The following is a 12,335-nucleotide window of genomic DNA, read 5'->3' on the forward strand; positions in this document are numbered from 1 at the left end:
GGTGGGAGAGGGAAAAGGTGCACTAGATGTGCAGTTCCTGCAGTTTTTCTTTTGGCAGGGCCAGCTCTTCGTTGCTGTTGACGCGAACATCACGCTCGATGATGTGACGCGCGATCTCCTGGGCTTCTTCCAGAGAGTGCATCTGGTATGTGCCGCACTGGTAGACGTTCAGCTCGGGGATCTGGTTCTGCTCTTTTACCTTCAGCACGTCCTGCATGGCCGCTTTCCAGGCATCAGCAACACGCTTCTCTTCCGGTTGGCCGATCAGGCTCATGTAAAAACCGGTACGGCAGCCCATCGGAGAGATATCGATAATCTCCACGCCGTTACCGTTCAGGTGGTCACGCATAAAACCAGCAAACAGGTGTTCCAGCGTATGAATGCCTTTCTCCGGCATCACTTCTTTATTCGGCACGCAGAAGCGCAGATCGAAAACGGTGATCGTGTCGCCGTGCGGGGTGTTCATGGTCTTCGCCACGCGGACTGCAGGTGCTTCCATACGGGTATGGTCGACAGTAAAGCTATCTAATAACGGCATACGTCACCTCCGATAGTGATTTTTTTTAAAATAAACTGAACTCTTCTACAGAATGCACGTCTGAGTATATGAAAGACGCGCATTTGTTATCATCATCCCTGAATTCAGAGATGTATATTTTGGCCACAGCGATGTGGCCTTTTTCTTTTCTGCTTAAGCCTGCTTCGCCAGGAACGCCTCAAACGACTCCGTATCCGCCGCTTCGACCTCTTTCTGACGTACGACAGACGCATCGCGCTCCGCCGCAAAATCCGCTTCGCTCAGGATCTCTAAAGGCTCCTGCATCAGCATTTCACGGTACTCCGCAGAGAGTGCTCGCCCTGTTCCGCCGATGCCCTGATCAATCATAGAACGCAGAATACGCGCCGAGAATGTCAGTTCCGGGTTATCAAAGCATTCCACTAACTGGTCGCAGACCTGTTGATACGCTTCGCCACCGTAAAGGCTGTCCATTGTCTGGGCAACGCGCTTCAGGTCGCGGAACAGATCTTTACCCACTTTCGGCAGCGGGAACTGCGCCGTTTCACAGCCGATACCCAACGTCAGGCCCGGTTTGCGCCCTTCCAGGATCACGCGGTTCCAGTTAGTGCGGGTACAGAGCAGTTCGTCTGAACTCATTTCCGGCGCATCGGCCAGCACACACCAGACCATAAACAGATCCAGGAAGCGAACCTGCTGCTCATCAACACCGACCGGTGAGAACGGGTTGATATCCAGTGAGCGCACTTCAATGTATTCGATCCCGCCGCGCTGCAGCGCATCCGACGGGGTTTCACCGCTGCGCGTCACGCGCTTCGGACGAATCGGTGCGTACAGTTCGTTTTCAATCTGCAGCACATTGCTGTTGATTTGCAGACGTTTGCCGTCTTTTTCGAGGCCGATTTTCTCGTACTCTTCCGACGGGGTTTTGATCGCCCGCTTCAATCCTGCCACATATTCGTGCAATTCGTTAAACGTAATACCGAGATTGCTTTGCGATTTATTGGTATAGCCAAGGTCGCTCAGACGCAGCGAGGTGGCATACGGCAGGTAGTACATTCCGCACGCGGTCTTCTCGAACGGTAGCGTCGTCGGTTTCCCCTGCAGGAACGAGGAGCATATAGCCGGAGACGCACCAAACAAGTAAGGAATAACCCAGCCAAAACGGTAATAGTTGCGGATCAGGCGGAAGTAACCCGCGGAGATCGCGTCCTTATCCGTTTCACCGCATTTCGCCTGCCAGAAAGCCATCGGCAAAGAGAAGTTGTAATGTACGCCTGAGATCGTCTGCATCAACGCGCCGTAGCGGTTTTTCAGACCCTCGCGATACAGCGTTTTCAGTCGACCGATATTCGACGTGCCGTATTGCGCCAGTTCAATCTCCTGCCCCTGCTCGATATAGCAGGGCATGCTGAGCGGCCACATACGCTCATCGCCCATATTTCGGGCGGTGTAGCGATGGATGTCGCGCAATATCGTCAGCATATGATCAATATCACCGTCCACCGGAGTGATAAATTCCAGCAGTGCTTCAGCGAAATCGGTAGTGATCCATTTATGTGTCAGCGCCGAGCCTAACGTCTTCGGGTGACCCGTCGTCGCTAAGCTGCCATCCGCGTTTACGCGCAGCGTTTCACGCTCAAGGCCACGCTGAATACCCTTCAGTGCCTGAGGGTGGTTTTCCAGCCAGGCCAGCGCCTGTGATACGTCCGGGATCAAATTGACCTCCCGCCTGTCAAAGTAATGTTACTCAGCATAATTGTAATGGTTGACGATTGAAGGTCGCGTATTCATTCCACCAATTAGTGCCACCACGTCATACCCTGTAGTGTTGCCCACGCCACAAGAACATAGCGCAACGCCTTGCCAAGGCACAAAAAAAAGAGCACCGGCCCCCAGGAGATGCGCATCCATCCCGCCAGCAGACACAGTAAATCGCCTATTACAGGCATCCAGCTTAATAACAGCGTGGCAGCGCCATAGCGTTTTAGCCAGCCGACTGCCTTTTCCTGCCAGCGCGATTTTTCACGCAGCGGAAAGAAACGCCCAAGAATAACGTTAGTCAGCCCTCCAAGGCTATTACCCATTGTTGCTATTAACACAAGCAACCAGGGCTGACTCACGCCAGACAACAGCATCGCCACCAGCACCACTTCCGAATTGCCCGGTAAGAGCGTAGCACTTAAAAAACTGCTGGCGAATAATGATAAAAGTGACAGCGCGTCACTCACAGTAAGCGAACATCCACCGCATCCATTCCGGCAGCACGCGCGGCCTGAATGCCAAAGTCGGCATCTTCAAAGACAACGCATTTTGCCGCCGGCACACCCATTCGTTCTGCGCAAAGCAGGAAGGTGTCCGGTGCGGGCTTGTGATTGTTAACATGGTCGGCGGCAACCACCGCAGAAAAATAGTGGCGCAGGCCAAGATGGTTGAGCAGCGCTTCGGCGATGGCGCTTTCGCTGCCCGTGCCGACCGACATCGGGCGACGTCCGTGCCACTCTTTTACCACGTCAATAAGCGGCAGAGGACGCACGGTATCCAGCAGGATAGCTTTGACTGCATCGGTTTTTTCACGCGCGAGCTGGTGCGGATCGAGATCGGCCTGATTAAGTTCAATCACGGCCTGTGCGATACGCCAGGTAGGAGATCCGTTGAGGGCAATCATCGCCTGGAGATCGAAGCGCATACCGTAACGTCCAAGAACGTCCGTCCAGGCCTGGCGATGCGTGGGTTCGGTATCCAGAAGCGTGCCATCCATATCGAAGATCAAACCGTCATACTGTGCGTACATCGTGCTCTCGCTAACCGATTAACAAAGGGTTACTTTATCGTAAACGGGCGTTTTTGTCGCTGACAGAGAGTGTGATTGCTGACGGAACGTCGAAGGAATAAACAAACCAGGAGAAGATGGTGCATCCGGGAGGATTCGAACCTCCGACCGCTCGGTTCGTAGCCGAGTACTCTATCCAGCTGAGCTACGGATGCATCGGGATTTACTGCTATTGCTGCTGAAACTTGGTGTCACTTCAAAAGCAACACAAAGTAATAGATGGTGCATCCGGGAGGATTCGAACCTCCGACCGCTCGGTTCGTAGCCGAGTACTCTATCCAGCTGAGCTACGGATGCATCAGGGTACTGCTTTCAGAAATAGTAAATGGTGCATCCGGGAGGATTCGAACCTCCGACCGCTCGGTTCGTAGCCGAGTACTCTATCCAGCTGAGCTACGGATGCATCGGGATTTACTACTGTACTGCTCGATGTTCATATCACTTCTAAAGCAATATGAAGTAATAGATGGTGCATCCGGGAGGATTCGAACCTCCGACCGCTCGGTTCGTAGCCGAGTACTCTATCCAGCTGAGCTACGGATGCAAAATGGCGGTGAGGCGGGGATTCGAACCCCGGATGCAGCTTTTGACCGCATACTCCCTTAGCAGGGGAGCGCCTTCAGCCTCTCGGCCACCTCACCACACAACGCCTCTTTCGAGTGCTTCGAGCCACTCGTTAAGAGCTTCTCGTCGCTGCGTGGCGCATATATTACTTTCTGGGACTTATAAGTCAAACAATTTTCCAAAAGCTTTTATCGTTTGCACAAATCACAGGCAATTCGCATGTAAAAGCCGCAAAGAGAGTGTTTTATAAGCGGATTTTGCAGGCATCCTCCCAGAAATCTATGAAGAGAAGCGTGTGGTTTGGACGAGATAAGCTGGCGAGAGTGGTTAAAAACAGAGCGATTGAAATCGAACGGTAACTTTAAGCAGGAAAAATAACAGGAGGGGTTGCGTCTCGCCCGACAGCGAGACGCGACAATATCAGTAACTGGACTGCTGGGATTTTTCAGCCTGGATACGCTGGTAGATCTCTTCACGGTGGACAGATACTTCTTTAGGAGCGTTAACACCAATACGTACCTGGTTACCCTTTACCCCTAAAACTGTCACGGTGACCTCATCCCCAATCATGAGGGTCTCACCAACTCGACGAGTCAGAATCAGCATTCTTTGCTCCTTGAAAGATTAAAAGAGTCGGGTCTCTTGTATCCCGGCATTATCCATCATATAACGCCAAAAAGTAAGCGATGACAAACACGTAAAGTGTAAGCAGTCACGGCATCACATTCTGTTAAACGTAAGTTTAGCCGATATACACAAACTCAACCTGACTTTATCGTTATCGATAGTGCAGTGAACAAGACGCCATAACGTTACCGCTATGGCGTCTGTTTGTGCTTTGTAGTTATTACAGTTTCGCGCTTACCCAGCTTTCAACGCTGGCCAATGCCGCAGGAAGTGCCGCCGCATCCGTACCACCGGCTTGCGCCATGTCCGGACGACCGCCACCTTTGCCACCCACCTGCTGGGCAACCATGCCAATCAGTTCCCCTGCTTTAACGCGGTCGGTCACATCCTTAGAGACGCCCGCAATCAGAGAAACCTTACCTTCTGCTACCGTCGCCAGTACGATAACCGTCGAACCAAGCTGGTTCTTGAGATCGTCGACCATGGTACGCAGCATCTTAGGCTCTACACCTGCCAGATCGCTGACAAGCAGTTTGACGCCCTTAATGTCTACAGCCTTGCTGGAGAGGTTTGCACTCTCCTGCGCCGCAGCCTGCTCTTTCAGCTGCTGCAGCTCTTTTTCCAGCTGGCGAGTACGATCCAGCGCAACACGCACTTTCTCGCCCAGATTCTGGGTATCGCCTTTCAACAGCTGCGCGATATCGTGCAACTGGTCGCTCTGCGCATGCAGGCTGGCAATCGCGCCTTCACCAGTCACCGCTTCAATACGACGCACACCTGCCGCCGTACCGGATTCAGAAACGATGCGGAACAGACCGATATCACCGGTACGCGATGCGTGTGTACCACCGCACAGCTCGGTAGAGAAGTCGCCCATGCTCAATACGCGAACACGGTCGTCATATTTCTCACCAAACAAGGCCATCGCACCTTTTTTCTTCGCCGCGTCGAGATCCATAATGTGGGTTTCGATTGGCAGGTTACGACGGATTTGCGCGTTCACCAGATCTTCCACCGCACGGATCTCAGACGGTTTCATCGCTTCAAAATGCGAGAAGTCGAAACGCAGCACTTTGTCGTTAACCAGAGAACCTTTCTGTGCAACATGCGTTCCCAGAACCTCACGCAGTGCAGCGTGCATCAGGTGCGTTGCCGAGTGGTTCAGACGGATGCGTGCGCGGCGCGCTTCGTCGACATTAGCCTGAACGCCCTCGCCCACTTTCAGGGAGCCTGAAACCAGTTTACCCAGATGACCAATCGCCTGGCCGTATTTCTGAGTGTCGTTCACACTGAAGCTGAAACCGTTGCCTTTCAGTTCGCCTTTATCACCAACCTGACCACCAGATTCCGCATAGAACGGGGTTTTATCCAGAATGACAACTGCATCCTGACCTGCGCTGATGCTGTCTACGGCTTTGCCGTCAACAAACAGGGCGGTCACTTTGCCAGTCAGTTCCAGCGCTTCATAACCTTTGAATTCAGACGCGCTGTCCACGCGGATCATCGCGTTGTAGTCTGCGCCAAAACCGCTGGACTCACGCGCACGACGACGCTGCTCTTCCATCGCCGCTTCGAAGCCCGCTTCGTCCACTTTGATGTTGCGCTCACGGCAAACGTCCGCCGTCAGGTCAACCGGGAAGCCGTAAGTGTCGTACAGGCGGAAGGCGGTTTCGCCATCCAGCGTGTCGCCCTTAAGCTTAGCGAGTTCTTCATCCAGCAGCGCCAGACCACGCTCCAGCGTACGGGCAAACTGCTCTTCTTCAGTCTTCAGTACTTGCTCAACCTGCGCCTGCTGGCGTTTCAGCTCGTCACCTGCAGAACCCATTACGCCAATCAGTGGCCCAACGAGCTTATAGAAGAAGGTGTCCTTCGCGCCCAGCATGTTGCCGTGACGGATAGCACGACGAATGATACGACGCAGCACATAGCCACGGTTTTCATTCGACGGAATAACACCGTCAGCAATCAGGAACGCACAGGAACGGATATGGTCTGCGATTACGCGCAGTGATTTGTTGTTCAGATCGGTCGCGCCAGTCACTTCTGCAACGGCTTTGATCAGGGTGCTGAACAGATCAATTTCGTAGTTGGAGTTAACGTGCTGCAGAACAGCCGCAATACGCTCCAGGCCCATACCGGTATCAACGGACGGTTTTGGCAGCGGCTCCATGGTGCCGTCGGCCTGACGGTTGAACTGCATGAAGACGATGTTCCAGATCTCAATGTAGCGATCGCCGTCTTCTTCAGGGCTGCCTGGAGGACCACCCCAGATGTGGTCGCCGTGATCGTAGAAGATCTCGGTGCATGGACCGCAAGGGCCGGTATCACCCATCTGCCAGAAGTTGTCAGACGCGTACGGTGCGCCTTTGTTGTCACCGATGCGAATAATACGTTCGCGCGGGATACCGACTTCTTTTTCCCAGATTTCGTAGGCCTCGTCATCGGTTTCATAGACGGTAACCCACAGACGCTCTTTCGGCAGGTTGAACCAGTTTTCACCAGTCAGCAGTTCCCACGCGTATTGAATAGCATCATGTTTGAAATAGTCGCCGAAGCTGAAGTTACCCAGCATTTCGAAGAAGGTATGGTGGCGCGCGGTGTAACCGACGTTTTCCAGGTCGTTGTGTTTACCGCCCGCACGCACGCAACGCTGTGAGGTTGTGGCGCGGGAATAATTACGCTTGTCGAGACCAAGGAACACATCCTTGAACTGGTTCATCCCGGCGTTGGTAAACAGCAGAGTTGGGTCGTTGTTCGGTACCAGGGAGCTGCTGGCAACAACCTGGTGTCCCTTACTATGGAAAAAATCGAGAAACGCCTGACGGATCTCAGCGGTGCTCTTGCTCATAATTATCCTGAAATCAAGCTAACGAAATGTCGTAGCAAGCCGGTATCGGTAAACCCCTGGACAGACCTGCTACTGGAAAAAGTGGGAATAAGATAAGTTTTCTTTGGTGGGAAGTAAAATCCCGCATGCGTTCAATCGGCAAAATTACGCCAGATATCCTGAATATCTTCCATCAGAAAGCCGCGGTAGAGCAAAAAGCGCTGGATTTTGACTTTTTCTGAAAATTCACGCGGCAGCGGTTCACCGTATTTACGAATCGCCTGCTCTTTTGCCAGCGCACACCAGTCGGTGTCACAGTCGCGCATTGCTTTTTCGATGGACTCACGGGCAACGCCCTTCTGGTTCAGCTCCTGACGGATACGCGCCGGACCGTATCCCTTGCGGCCACGGCTGGCCAGGAACCGGGAAGCAAAACGGTCGTCATCCAGGTAGTGATGCTCATAGCACCAGGCAATCACCCGGTCATAATCTTCGGCGATGGCATCAATCTCTTCCGGCCCATTTTTACTCATCACCGGGGCCGACAGTTTACGCCGCAGCTCTTGTTCACTGTGGTCACGCACGGCAAGGATCCGCACCGCGCGGTCCAGTAATCGCGCATAAGCGGGTCGACGCGTTGTGGATTCGCTCATAAAAAACCTGCTGGTTCAGAAATGCAAAAAGGGCCGCATCAGCAGCCCTTCATTTTTAAACGAAAGCCTTAAAAGTCTTCGTTAGTTTCTTCAGCATCCGCACCATCAACCACAAAATCAGGTTTAGAGTCCTGGTTGTTCAGCAGAAGCTCACGCACTTTCTTCTCGATCTCTTTCGCTGCAGCCGGGTTCTCTTTCAGCCAGGAGATCGCATTCGCTTTACCCTGACCAATTTTATCGCCGTTGTAGCTGTACCATGCGCCCGCTTTTTCGATCAGCTTCTCTTTCACGCCCAGGTCAACCAGTTCGCCGAAGAAGTTGATACCTTCACCGTAGAGGATCTGGAATTCAGCCTGTTTGAACGGCGCGGCAATCTTGTTCTTCACGACCTTCACGCGGGTTTCACTCCCCACCACGTTTTCACCCTCTTTCACCGCGCCGATACGGCGGATATCCAGACGGACAGAAGCATAGAATTTCAGCGCGTTACCACCAGTAGTGGTTTCCGGGTTACCGAACATTACGCCAATTTTCATACGGATCTGGTTGATGAAGATCAGCAGCGTGTTGGACTGCTTCAGGTTACCGGCCAGCTTACGCATTGCCTGGCTCATCATACGTGCCGCGAGGCCCATGTGAGAGTCGCCGATTTCGCCTTCGATTTCCGCTTTTGGCGTCAGCGCAGCAACGGAGTCGACCACGATAACGTCAACCGCACCGGAACGCGCCAGCGCGTCACAAATCTCCAGCGCCTGTTCACCCGTGTCTGGCTGAGAACACAGCAGGTTATCGATATCCACGCCCAGCTTACGAGCATAAACAGGGTCCAGCGCGTGCTCGGCATCGATAAAGGCACAGGTTTTACCTTCGCGCTGCGCCGCGGCAATCACCTGCAGCGTCAGGGTGGTTTTACCGGAGGATTCTGGCCCGTAGATCTCTACGATACGGCCCATTGGCAGACCGCCCGCGCCCAGCGCGATATCCAGAGAAAGCGAACCGGTGGAGATCGTTTCCACATCCATGGTACGGTCTTCACCCAGGCGCATGATGGAGCCTTTACCGAATTGCTTTTCGATCTGGCCCAGTGCTGCCGCCAACGCTTTCTGTTTGTTTTCGTCGATAGCCATTATTACTCCTGTCATGCCGGGAGAAGCGACTGTGCTTCACCGTGGATTTCTGTTCTGTTGGTGCAATTATACTGTATGGTCATACAGTATCAAGTGTTTTGTAGAAATTGTTGCCAGAGCGTTTTTAACGCATAAACGGTGGCCTGACGACGCACGCTTTCACGATCGCCGCTAAAGCACTCGCGACGCGTGATCCCTTCACCTTTAGAGGTGGCAAAACCAAACCAGACGGTGCCGACAGGCTTCACGTCACTGCCGCCGTCCGGGCCGGCGATACCGCTAATAGAGATGGCATAATCTGCACGCGCCGCTTTTAGCGCACCAATTGCCATCTCAATCACCACCGGTTCGCTGACCGCGCCATGCTGTTCAAGCGTGGATTCGTGCACGCCAATCATTTGCGCTTTAGCTTCGTTACTGTAGGTCACAAAGCCGCGTTCAAACCAGGCGGAACTGCCTGCAATATCGGTAATGGCTTTAGCAACCCAGCCGCCGGTACAGGATTCGGCAGTTGTGATAGTCGCGCCACGTTGCTTAAGCGCCAGTCCTACGACTTCGCTAAGCTGCATCAATTCATGGTCAGTCATTCTCGCTCCGGGCATCAGAAAAACGTGCAGCACAAGATAGCACTTTCTCGTCAGATATGGAGATGAGGATCATGTTTTACGAGGGGGCTTCAGAAAAAAGCCGATGCGAAGGCACCGGCTGAGAAAAAGGTTACTTCATGCTCCTGGCGAGGGTATTCACGTTATGGCGAAACGCCTTAACGTAGGTATCCGCCACGCCGCCTTTGGCCGACAGCGCCTCCGGGTAAAGTTCGCCCCCCGGCTGCGCACCGGTGGCCGTGGCAATTTGTTTAACCAGGCGCGGGTCGAGCTGGTTTTCCATAAACCAGGTTTTCACCCCATCCGCTTTAATCTGATTGATAATCTCAGCCACCTGCGCTGCGCTGGCTTCGCTCTCTGACGACAAGCCCTGCGGCGCAATAAAGGTCACGCCATAGGCGCGGCTGAAGTAGCCGAAGGCGTCATGGCTGGTGAGGACTTTACGTTTCACCTGCGGGATCTGACTGAACTGCGTTTTGGCCCAGCTGTCCAGTTGCATAAGCTGCGCGATATAGGGTTGACCTGTGGCCTCCAGCGCCGCCTTATCTTCAGGATCGGCTTTTACCAGACCGGCAAGGATATTTTGCGCATACAGTGCCCCGTTCGCCGCGCTGTTCCAGGCATGCGGATCGGTCACGGTTTTCCCGTCCTCTTCAAGCGTGTGGGTTTTCACCCCGGTCGAGGCCACCACCAGCTGGCCCTTAAATCCGGAGGCCTTTACCAGACGGTCGAGCCAGCCCTCCAGCCCCAGACCGTTCACCACCACCACATCGGCCTTGCTGAGCGCCGCACTGTCTTTCGGCGACGGTTCAAAGGTATGCGGATCGCCGTCCGGCCCCACCAGCGTGGTCACATTGACCCGGTCGCCCCCTACCTCACGGGTGATGTCTCCCAGAATGGAAAAACTGGTGACCACATTAAGCGTTTTCGCCATCACGCCCTGTGACAACATCCCGAGCGCGAGCGCCATTATTAACCCTGTACGTTTCATCATTTCCCCTTGCGTTAAAAAAGCGCACGCAGGCTGCCAGCCAGGTGGCTTCGTGTGCCAAATAAAACAGAAATAAAGAACAGCGCGCTGGCGGTCAGCACGATGGACGGCCCGGCGGGTAAACTCACCGCCCAGGAGAGGCTTAACCCCAGCCATGCGCAAAAAACGCCGCTGATGCCCGCCAGGCAGAGCAACCCTGGCAGGGTGCGCACCCAGCAGCGTGCCGCCACCGCCGGCAACATCATCAGCCCGACGGCCATCAGCGTGCCGAGAACCTGAAATCCGGCCACCAGGTTAAGCACCAGTAGCGCCAGAAACAGCCCGTGCAACAGGCCGGGCAGCCAGCGGGCGTTAACCTGTAGCCAGGCGGTATCGAACGCCTCAGTCACCAGCCCACGATAGAAAACTGCCAGCGTCACCAGCGTGAAGATGCACACGCCAGCCACAAACAGCGCGGCGTCGTTATCCACCGCCAGAATGGAGCCAAACAGCAGGTGCAGCAGATCGACGTTCGAACCACGTAGCGACACCAGCGTCACGCCCAGCGCCAGCGAGCCGAGATAGAACCCGGCAAAACTGGCGTCCTCTTTGAGCGGCGTACGTCGACTGACCAGCCCGGCCACCAGCGCCACGGCGATCCCAGCGATAAACCCGCCGATGCTCATCGCCAGCAGTGACATACCGCTCAGCAGATAACCCACCGCAACGCCGGGTAAAATGGCGTGTGAAAGGGCATCGCCCATCAGGCTCATCCGGCGCAGCTGAAGAAATACGCCCAGTGCCGTGGTGCTGACGGACAGCGCCAGGCACACCACCAGCGCGCGACGCATAAAGCCGTATTCGATAAACGGCTGAAAGAAGAGATGCCAGATCATGCCACCCTCACCCGCTCGGTTTTCCAGTGCGGAATAGCCGTATCCAGCCGTAGTGTTTGCGGAAAATGACGCGATACGCGCTCGCTGTCATGCAATACCGCAAGCAGGGTCTGGCCCTGCATGTACATCTCGAGCATCAGGTCCATCAGCACGTTACAGGTAGCTTCATCGACGCCGGTAAAGGGTTCATCCAGCATCACCAACGGCGCCTGTTGCACCAGGATCCGCGCAAACAGCATGCGCTGAAACTGGCCGCCGGAGAGTGCATCGATGGTAGATAACGCCATGGCGTCCAGCCCGACACGCTCCAGCGCGCTGGCAATGCGCGAGCGTGTTTCCCGGCGAAAGCCGGAAAAGAGCGACACACGCGGCCAGCAGCCCATACTCACCACATCCTGCACCGTCAGCGGAAACTGCGCCTCCAGAGCGTGACGCTGTGCCAGCCAGCCAATCACCGGGCGTTTCTCCTGCCAGCGAAAACGGCCGCTCACCGGCGGAATAAACCCGGCGAGCGTTTTGAGCAGCGTGGATTTTCCACATCCGTTGGCCCCGATAATGGCGGTCATACTTCCGCGTTCAATTACGCCCGACAAGGCACGCGTAACGGGCATGCGGTCGTAACCCGCAACCAGTTCATTCATGACAATCATGGCAATGCCACCGCCCAGCGCACGGCCAGCCCGATAAACACGATAATCACCAGCGCCAGCAGAAAC

Annotated in this window: 12 protein-coding genes and 5 tRNA genes; all 17 read right to left on the reverse strand. The window is 54.6% G+C overall.

Going from position 1 to position 12,335, the window contains the following annotated elements:
• Positions 1–22: 22 nt before the first annotated feature.
• Positions 23–538, reverse strand: a complete 516-nt coding sequence (gene luxS / locus ACQG22_RS18365; RefSeq protein WP_013098432.1) for an S-ribosylhomocysteine lyase — start codon at positions 536–538, stop codon at positions 23–25.
• A 153-nt stretch (positions 539–691) separates the two neighbouring features.
• Positions 692–2,236, reverse strand: a complete 1,545-nt coding sequence (gshA, locus tag ACQG22_RS18370) for a glutamate--cysteine ligase (RefSeq protein ID WP_013098433.1) — start codon at positions 2,234–2,236, stop codon at positions 692–694.
• An 83-nt stretch (positions 2,237–2,319) separates the two neighbouring features.
• Positions 2,320–2,748, reverse strand: coding sequence for a YqaA family protein (locus ACQG22_RS18375; RefSeq protein ID WP_014833021.1), 429 nt, complete (start codon positions 2,746–2,748; stop codon positions 2,320–2,322).
• Entirely contained in the window at positions 2,745–3,311 is a 567-nt protein-coding gene (gene yqaB / locus ACQG22_RS18380) for a fructose-1-phosphate/6-phosphogluconate phosphatase (RefSeq protein ID WP_038420473.1), read from the reverse strand. Before yqaB ends, ACQG22_RS18375 begins: the two co-directional genes overlap by 4 nt.
• A gap of 117 nt (positions 3,312–3,428) precedes the next feature.
• Positions 3,429–3,505: transfer RNA gene (locus ACQG22_RS18385), tRNA-Arg, on the reverse strand.
• 65 nt (positions 3,506–3,570) lie between these two features.
• Positions 3,571–3,647 (reverse strand) — tRNA-Arg (locus ACQG22_RS18390).
• 29 nt (positions 3,648–3,676) lie between these two features.
• Positions 3,677–3,753: transfer RNA gene (locus tag ACQG22_RS18395), tRNA-Arg, on the reverse strand.
• A gap of 64 nt (positions 3,754–3,817) precedes the next feature.
• A tRNA-Arg gene (locus tag ACQG22_RS18400) sits at positions 3,818–3,894 on the reverse strand.
• A gap of 4 nt (positions 3,895–3,898) precedes the next feature.
• Positions 3,899–3,991: transfer RNA gene (locus tag ACQG22_RS18405), tRNA-Ser, on the reverse strand.
• A 343-nt stretch (positions 3,992–4,334) separates the two neighbouring features.
• Entirely contained in the window at positions 4,335–4,520 is a 186-nt protein-coding gene (csrA, locus tag ACQG22_RS18410; protein WP_000906486.1) for a carbon storage regulator CsrA, read from the reverse strand.
• Between the two features lie 241 nt (positions 4,521–4,761).
• A complete protein-coding gene (gene alaS / locus ACQG22_RS18415) occupies positions 4,762–7,389 on the reverse strand; it encodes an alanine--tRNA ligase (RefSeq protein ID WP_029883887.1) in 2,628 nt (875 codons plus the stop codon).
• A 131-nt stretch (positions 7,390–7,520) separates the two neighbouring features.
• A complete protein-coding gene (gene recX / locus ACQG22_RS18420) occupies positions 7,521–8,021 on the reverse strand; it encodes a recombination regulator RecX (protein ID WP_045294916.1) in 501 nt (166 codons plus the stop codon).
• Positions 8,022–8,089: 68 nt separating this feature from the next.
• The gene (gene recA, locus ACQG22_RS18425; protein ID WP_013098438.1) at positions 8,090–9,148 is read right to left on the reverse strand and encodes a recombinase RecA; all 1,059 of its coding nucleotides are present in this window, start codon (positions 9,146–9,148) and stop codon (positions 8,090–8,092) included.
• A gap of 89 nt (positions 9,149–9,237) precedes the next feature.
• Positions 9,238–9,735 (reverse strand): nicotinamide-nucleotide amidase, encoded by a 498-nt coding sequence (gene pncC / locus ACQG22_RS18430; protein WP_013098439.1) that lies wholly within the window; start codon positions 9,733–9,735, stop codon positions 9,238–9,240.
• Positions 9,736–9,865: 130 nt separating this feature from the next.
• Entirely contained in the window at positions 9,866–10,744 is an 879-nt protein-coding gene (locus tag ACQG22_RS18435; protein ID WP_029883886.1) for a metal ABC transporter substrate-binding protein, read from the reverse strand.
• Positions 10,745–10,758: 14 nt separating this feature from the next.
• Entirely contained in the window at positions 10,759–11,619 is an 861-nt protein-coding gene (locus ACQG22_RS18440) for a metal ABC transporter permease (RefSeq protein WP_013098441.1), read from the reverse strand.
• Positions 11,616–12,269, reverse strand: coding sequence for a metal ABC transporter ATP-binding protein (locus ACQG22_RS18445; RefSeq protein WP_038420474.1), 654 nt, complete (start codon positions 12,267–12,269; stop codon positions 11,616–11,618). The genes ACQG22_RS18440 and ACQG22_RS18445 overlap by 4 nt, the downstream gene beginning before the upstream one ends.
• Positions 12,270–12,335: the final 66 nt, after the last annotated feature.

This window comes from Enterobacter cloacae complex sp. 309I3 (assembly GCF_050031595.1).
Classification (GTDB): Bacteria; Pseudomonadota; Gammaproteobacteria; order Enterobacterales; family Enterobacteriaceae; genus Enterobacter; species Enterobacter cloacae.

What these genes read in the sequence shown, in the direction of transcription:
- recA (WP_013098438.1), bottom strand. Translation starts at nt 9,148, where the DNA reads ATGGCTATCGACGAAAACAAACAGAAAGCGTTGGCGGCAGCACTGGGC.
- yqaB (WP_038420473.1), bottom strand. Translation starts at nt 3,311, where the DNA reads ATGTACGCACAGTATGACGGTTTGATCTTCGATATGGATGGCACGCTT.
- ACQG22_RS18445 (WP_038420474.1), bottom strand. Translation starts at nt 12,269, where the DNA reads ATGATTGTCATGAATGAACTGGTTGCGGGTTACGACCGCATGCCCGTT.
- ACQG22_RS18435 (WP_029883886.1), bottom strand. Translation starts at nt 10,744, where the DNA reads ATGAAACGTACAGGGTTAATAATGGCGCTCGCGCTCGGGATGTTGTCA.
- ACQG22_RS18440 (WP_013098441.1), bottom strand. Translation starts at nt 11,619, where the DNA reads ATGATCTGGCATCTCTTCTTTCAGCCGTTTATCGAATACGGCTTTATG.
- luxS (WP_013098432.1), bottom strand. Translation starts at nt 538, where the DNA reads ATGCCGTTATTAGATAGCTTTACTGTCGACCATACCCGTATGGAAGCA.
- csrA (WP_000906486.1), bottom strand. Translation starts at nt 4,520, where the DNA reads ATGCTGATTCTGACTCGTCGAGTTGGTGAGACCCTCATGATTGGGGAT.
- alaS (WP_029883887.1), bottom strand. Translation starts at nt 7,389, where the DNA reads ATGAGCAAGAGCACCGCTGAGATCCGTCAGGCGTTTCTCGATTTTTTC.
- recX (WP_045294916.1), bottom strand. Translation starts at nt 8,021, where the DNA reads ATGAGCGAATCCACAACGCGTCGACCCGCTTATGCGCGATTACTGGAC.
- pncC (WP_013098439.1), bottom strand. Translation starts at nt 9,735, where the DNA reads ATGACTGACCATGAATTGATGCAGCTTAGCGAAGTCGTAGGACTGGCG.